This is a genomic window from Streptomyces sp. NPDC045967 (assembly GCF_056430495.1).
The window spans coordinates 95,917-101,916 of sequence record NZ_JBWKLE010000022.1; the positions used below are offsets into that span (position 1 = coordinate 95,917).

5 protein-coding genes and 1 tRNA gene are annotated in these 6,000 nt (G+C 73.0%); 1 reads left to right on the plus strand and 5 read right to left on the minus strand.

The features are described 5' to 3' along the window. Positions 1-157 precede the first annotated feature (157 nt). Positions 158-231: transfer RNA gene (locus AC07FY_RS29450), tRNA-Lys, on the plus strand. A gap of 99 nt (positions 232-330) precedes the next feature. On the opposite strand, the gene AC07FY_RS29455 is transcribed toward AC07FY_RS29450, so the two are convergent. The 5 genes from AC07FY_RS29455 to AC07FY_RS29475 all read right to left on the minus strand — a co-directional run bounded on the left by AC07FY_RS29455 (position 331) and on the right by AC07FY_RS29475 (position 5,409). Beyond that, a complete protein-coding gene (locus tag AC07FY_RS29455; protein ID WP_479012259.1) occupies positions 331-1,020 on the minus strand; it encodes a class F sortase in 690 nt (229 codons plus the stop codon). Between the two features lie 13 nt (positions 1,021-1,033). Continuing rightward, positions 1,034-1,642: a hypothetical protein gene (locus tag AC07FY_RS29460; protein ID WP_479012262.1), complete on the minus strand. Its 609-nt coding sequence runs from the start codon at positions 1,640-1,642 to the stop codon at positions 1,034-1,036. A gap of 82 nt (positions 1,643-1,724) precedes the next feature. Further along, entirely contained in the window at positions 1,725-2,504 is a 780-nt protein-coding gene (locus AC07FY_RS29465) for an HAD-IIA family hydrolase (RefSeq protein WP_479012265.1), read from the minus strand. Positions 2,505-2,621: 117 nt separating this feature from the next. Next, positions 2,622-4,199 carry an alkaline phosphatase family protein gene (locus AC07FY_RS29470; RefSeq protein WP_479012268.1) on the minus strand — a complete coding sequence of 526 codons (1,578 nt, stop codon included), beginning with the start codon at positions 4,197-4,199 and terminating at the stop codon, positions 2,622-2,624. A 454-nt stretch (positions 4,200-4,653) separates the two neighbouring features. Then, positions 4,654-5,409: a hypothetical protein gene (locus AC07FY_RS29475; RefSeq protein ID WP_479012270.1), complete on the minus strand. Its 756-nt coding sequence runs from the start codon at positions 5,407-5,409 to the stop codon at positions 4,654-4,656. Positions 5,410-6,000: the final 591 nt, after the last annotated feature.

A 6,000-nucleotide genomic window follows, 5' to 3' on the forward strand; every position in this document is an offset into this window, starting at 1 on the left:
ACTGGTCAGCCGGAACCACACCTGGCAGGTCATCAGATGCGGCACGGCCAGACATATCGTGCACGACAAACCCCTCAAACATGGGTTAATCGGACAAGGTGGGCGTGGCTGGTCACGAGCACCTCTGGAGGTGGGGTAGAGTTTTCCCTGTCAGCAAGCGCCGCTAGCTCAGTTGGTTAGAGCAGCTGACTCTTAATCAGCGGGTCCGGGGTTCGAGTCCCTGGCGGCGCACAGACGGAAGAAGCCCCTCGCAGTGAAAACCGCGAGGGGCTTCTTCGTGTCCCGGGGGTCGGACCGCCGCGGACCCGGCACGATCCGGAAGGCAGGCGCCTACGCCGCCGTGCCCGGCCGGACGCCCGCGCCCGTCAGATAGGCGGAGACCACCACGTTCGCCGTGTACTCCTTGGCCGCCTTGTCATAGGTTCCACCGCAGGTCACCAGCCTCAGCTCGGCCCGCCCCGCGATCCGCGGGCCGTACACCTTGTGCGGGTCGAAGTCCGCGCGCTCGTAGACCCGTACGTTCTCGATGGTGAACTCGGCGACCGAACCGTCCGCCCGCACCACCCGCACCTTCTCGCCCGGCTGCGCCGAGCTCAGCCCGTAGAACACGGCCGGTTTCGACTTCGTGTCCACGTGTCCCACCATCAGCGCCGCCCCGGCCTCTCCCGGCTGCACGCCGTCGCTCCACCAGCCGACCGTCCCCGGGCTGTTGTACGGGGGCGGCTCGATCGCACCGTCCGCGTCCAGGCCCCGGGAGATGACCGGGGCCTGGACGCCTATGGAGGGCACGTCGACCCGCTGGGGCAGCGCCGCGGCCAGGGGGGCGCGGGCCGCGGGCAGGACCGGGCCCACCGCCCCGCCGGCCTGACCGCTGAGCGGCGCCGGAACCGCGGTGATCTGCCGGCCCCACAACCACAGCCCGAGGACCAGCACCGACCAGGCGGCGAAGGTCAGCAGACGGCCGCTGCCGGTGGCCTTCGCCTCGCTCGTGCGCCCCTCGCTCGTACGCCACTCGTTCATGCGCTGCCTGCGTTCAGTGGCCGCTGCGGCGGCGGCGCAGGGCCAGTGCCCGGCCCGCGACGGCCAGCGTCGCGGCGGCGGCCAGGACCGCGCCGATAACCGTGTGCGGCACCCCCGGACCCTCGCCGCCGTGCTCGTCCTCCTTCGCGGCGGCGGCCAGCCGAGAGGACTCCGCGAGCTCGGCGGACATGCCACCGCCGCCCGCGTGCACCGGCCACACCGGGGAGGCGTGGTGGCTCGGCCGGCGGTGGCCGACCTCGATCGAGCCGTTGGCCTTGTCGTGGCCGTCGCAGAACACCCGCACGGTGTGCGGGCCGGGGTGGGCGTGCGAGCTGATCGTCACCTCGCCGTAGAGCGGGCTGCGGCCGCCGTCCCGGCCGTACAGTTCGGCGCCCGCCGTGAAAGCGGAGGACTTGGCCACGCCCCGGGTGCCCTCGCAGCCGTGCACGCGCAGCTTGACCTGCGCGCCCGGGTGGGCCGGGTTCGGTTCGATCGAGATGTGGCCGCCGCGGCCGCCGCGGTCCTCCTCGCCCGCGAGGGCGGTGGGCGCGGTCACCGCGGAGAAGGCCGTCAGGGCGACGGCCACCCCGGCGGCACGGAGAGCGATGTGGACACTGCGCATGGTGAACCTCCTCATCAAGGAGATTCACGCGCGGGGCGCCGCCCCGCATCCGGAGCGGCGCCGTACGGGTCAGCCGAACGACTCAGACGAGGTCCACCAGGTCGGCGATCGAGTCGACCGTCCTGGTGGGGCGGTAGGGGAACCTCTCGGTGTCCGCGACCGAGGTCAGACCGGTGAGGACCAGGAAGGTCTGCATGCCCGCCTCCAGTCCGGCCAGCACGTCGGTGTCCATCCGGTCGCCGATCATCGCGCTGGTCTCCGAGTGCGCGCCGATCGCGTTGAGGCCGGTGCGCATCATCAGCGGGTTGGGCTTGCCCGCGAAGTACGGTTTCTTGCCGGTGGCCTTGGTGATCAGCGCGGCGACCGCACCGGTGGCCGGGAGGGGGCCCTCGGCGGAGGGACCCGTCTCGTCGGGGTTGGTGCAGATGAAGCGGGCGCCCGCGTTGATCAGCCGGACCGCCTTGGTCATCGCCTCGAAGCTGTAGGTGCGGGTCTCGCCCAGGACGACGTAGTCCGGCTCGTGGTCGGTCAGGATGTAGCCGATGTCGTGCAGGGCGGTGGTCAGGCCCGCCTCGCCGATGACGTACGCCGTGCCGCCGGGGCGCTGATCGTCGAGGAACTTCGCCGTGGCCAGCGCGGAGGTCCAGATGTTCTCGACCGGGACGGCGAGCCCCATGCGGCTGAGGCGGGCCTGGAGGTCTCGGGGGGTGTAGATGGAGTTGTTGGTCAGCACCAGGAAGGGCTTGCCGGAGTCGCGCAGCCGCTTGATGAAGGCATCGGCTCCGGGGATCGGCGTGCCCTCGTGGATGAGGACCCCGTCCATGTCGGTGAGCCAGGATTCGATCGGCTTGCGCTCTGCCACTGGACTGTTCTCCGCTCTCGGTGGCCTCTGACCTCTGGGACCGCTGGTCTCTACCACCCTAACGGGGCCGGGCCGGGGACGTCCGGGGCGTCCACGGCCCGGACCGGGGGGCCCGGCTCAGCCCAGGCGGACGTCGTCGACGGCCCAGTACCAGTTGTTGTCGCCGCTGTAGCGGAAGCGGATCTGCACGTCGGTGGCACCGGCCGGGACCTGGAGGTTCAGGGACTCGGTGCGGGCCACGGCGTCGGCGGTGTAGCTCTTGGCGACGGTGGGCGCACCGCCGTTGTAGGAGACCAGGACCTGGGCGCTCTGCCCGGCCTCGTGCCGGTAGTGGGTCCGGAAGGACAGCGTCCGGGTGGTGCCGGCGGTCACCGCCCACCTGGGCGTGACCAGGGTGGAGTCGAAGCTGCCGGTGTGGCTCTTGTCGTCCCACTCGTCGGAGTCGGCGACGGCGAAGACGTCACGGGAGCGGACGTTCAGCTCGCGCCACTGGTCGCGCTGGGCCTGGCTCCAGAACTCGTCGGTCGCGAAGGCCCAGCCGGCCCACTCGGTGACACCGCCGGTGCCCATCCGGGAGTTGTCGACGGACCAGCCCGCGGGCGGGGTGCGGGTGAAGCCCTGCACACCGGCCGGGATGCCCGTCTCGTCCACGCGGGCCCGGAGGTTCGGGCGCAGGGCGTCGAAGGGGTCGCTGTCGGGGGCGTCCAGCGCGACCCCGTCCAGCGGCGCGGTGGAGACGCCGACCTGCGCGAGCGCGGTCGCCGCCACGTCGACCAGCTTGACGTCGTCGCGCACCGAACCGGCCGCGATGCCCGCGCCCTTGGCGAGGACGAAGGTGCCGCGCTCCTGGAGCGTGGAGCCGCCGTGGCCGCCGGTGCCGGTGTGGCCGTGGTCGGTGGTGACCAGGATCCTCCAGTTCTCCTGGGCGTACGTCGGACGGTTCTGCACGGCGTTCAGCAGTTGGCCGATCAGCTGGTCCACGCGGCCGATGGCGTCGAGGTACCGCTGGCTGGCGGCTCCGTGGGAGTGGCCGGCGGCGTCGATCTCGCCGAGGTAGACGAAGGCGGCGTCCGGGTTGCGGTCCCGCAGTTCGGCGGCGGCCGCTGCCGCGATCTTGGGGTCCTCGTTGGCGTAGCCGTCCCGGTCGCCCTTGAGGGAGAGGCGCTTGTCGACCTTGGCGGAGAAGATCGGGCCGCCCGCGTCGGTGGAGGTGACGGGCTCCCAGTCGGCGGCCGCGTAGGTGTTGAGTTCCGGCCGGGCGTTCTCGATGCGGGTCAGGAAGTCGGGGTGGGCGGTGTAGTTCTTGCCGATGAAGGAGTTGTCCTTCACTCCGTGCTTGTCGGGCCACACACCGGTGGCGATGGTGGACCAGCCCGGACCGGAGGAGGTGGCGGCCATCGGGTTCGCGTACAGGGTGCTGCGGGCGGTCAGGCCCTGGGCCATCAGACCCTTCAGATAGGGGGCGTTGGCGGCCTTGACGCGGTCGAGAACCGCTCCGTCGATGCCGATGACGAGGACCTTGTCGGTGTTGGCGGCGGCGGTCGGGCCGGCGGAGGCGGCGCCGGCCGGGGCGGCCAGGGCGGACGTGGCGAGCAGGGCGGCGGCGCAAGCGGTCACGGCGACGACACGCCGTCCGGGCAGGACAGGGGACACGTACTCCTCCTGGGAGCAGGTGAGCGGTGAAGTGCGGGACATGCGCAGGGAGGAGCCCGGACGGGACACCCCCGACGGTGACGGGGGTGAGTCTGAGGGAGGGAGGGTCCGAAGGGGAGACCTCGGTCCGGACCCGTTACGCAGGCGCCACCCTTTCGGGCGGGGATGGCCGGGACATGACCGGCCGGCTGCCGGTGGCCGACTTCCACGCGTCTACGGCGGCGGGGATACCCGCCGATGCCGCCGTCCGCGGGAACCGGATGCAGATGTTCGGCGGGGAGAGCGTGCACTGCGCGAAGTCCGTCGGGACGTGCCGCCGGCGACGGGCGGCGCTTCAGGCCGTCGACCGCCGTCCGCGGCCGGCGCGGCGCGGCCCGGCCTGCGAGGAGCAGCCGGCGGAACGGCCTGGAGCCTTTCACCCGTGGAGCTCGGCGAGATCACGCGGGGGGCGGGTGGACGCGGGGCCCCGATCGATCCCCGCGCACGGGTCTGGGCCTCAGCGGGCGGGGGCCCGCAACCGCCGGGCGCCGGCCAGGAGTCCGCCGCCGACGGCGAGCGCGACCACGGCGCCCGCCCCTGCCCCGTACGCCCGCTCCCGGGGCCCGGTGTGCGCGAGGGAGCCGGCCGCCTCATAAGGGTCCTGCGGGCCCTCGACGGTGAACCGGTAACCGCCGGCCTCGCCGATCCAGTCCCCGTCGTCCCCCTTGCGCTGGACGAGCGCGGCGTCGGCCAGGACCTCACCGGTGGGTGCGTCGGGCGCGAAGGCGAGGCGGACGCGGACGGTCAGCGAGCCGCCCGCGGCGACGGTGAAGCCGGGGAAGGCGGAACCGCCGTCGAACACGGCGATGATCTCGTCGCGGTCGGTCCGCTCCAGACTGACGGGGAGCGTGCCGCCCGGGGTGTCGAACTCCATCCGCAGGTGGGCGGGGCGCAGGACCCGGGCCGTGTCGGTGAGGACGACGACGGGATGGATGGCCGTACAGAGGGAGCCGGTGGTGTTGGTCAGGTCCAGGTACCAGGTCTGCGGGGCGCCACCGGTGCGGTACACGGCCGGTCCGCCGCGGATCCTCGCCCCGATGGGAAAGGCCGGGCTCTTCCCGTCCCCGCAGGTGGCCTGCGCACGGGACGGCAGAGCGGGTGCGGGGCGGGCCCCGCCGCCCGTACCGACGTCGGCGCCGGCGCTGGGCGCGGCGGCGGCCACCAGGGCGGCGGAGAGGACTGCGCCGAGGGCCAGGGCTTTGCGCAGTCGCATGGAAGACCCCTCGTTGCTTCGCTGCTCACCGGACGAAAGGACGATGGTAGGACGAGGTGACAATCACCCCGCCCAGCCCGCACGGTCCCACGCACCCGACCCCTGCCGTCCCCCACCACGCCGAGCCCCTACGGTTTACGCCCAATCAGCCCAAACCGTCAACAACGCCCCTTGGGAAGCTCCCGGTCCCACCCTGACCACCACAGACAACCCAGCCCCGCCGGCGCTTGAGGCGCGGGGTCCGGGGCGGAGCCCCAGGTCTCTGACCCGCACCCGACCACCCCGCCCCCGCACCCGACCCCGCCAGGCCAGACCCGACCCCGCCAAGCCAAATCCAGCCCCGCCGGCGCTTGAGGCGCGGGGTCCGGGGCGGAGCCCCGAGTGCCTGAGCCGCGGGCGGAACTCCGTCGGAGGCACGGGTGGGGCCCACCGGCCCGGCCTAGGTCCTGTCGTCAAAGTGGCGCCGGTCAGGCCCGCGGCGTCCGGTGCCGTGCACCGCAAGGCGGAGGGGCGGCCGTGTACTGGACGTACTCGGGCGCCCCGACAACGCGGCGAGGTGCGGTGCCGGGCGCCGCGGGCCAGGCGCGACTT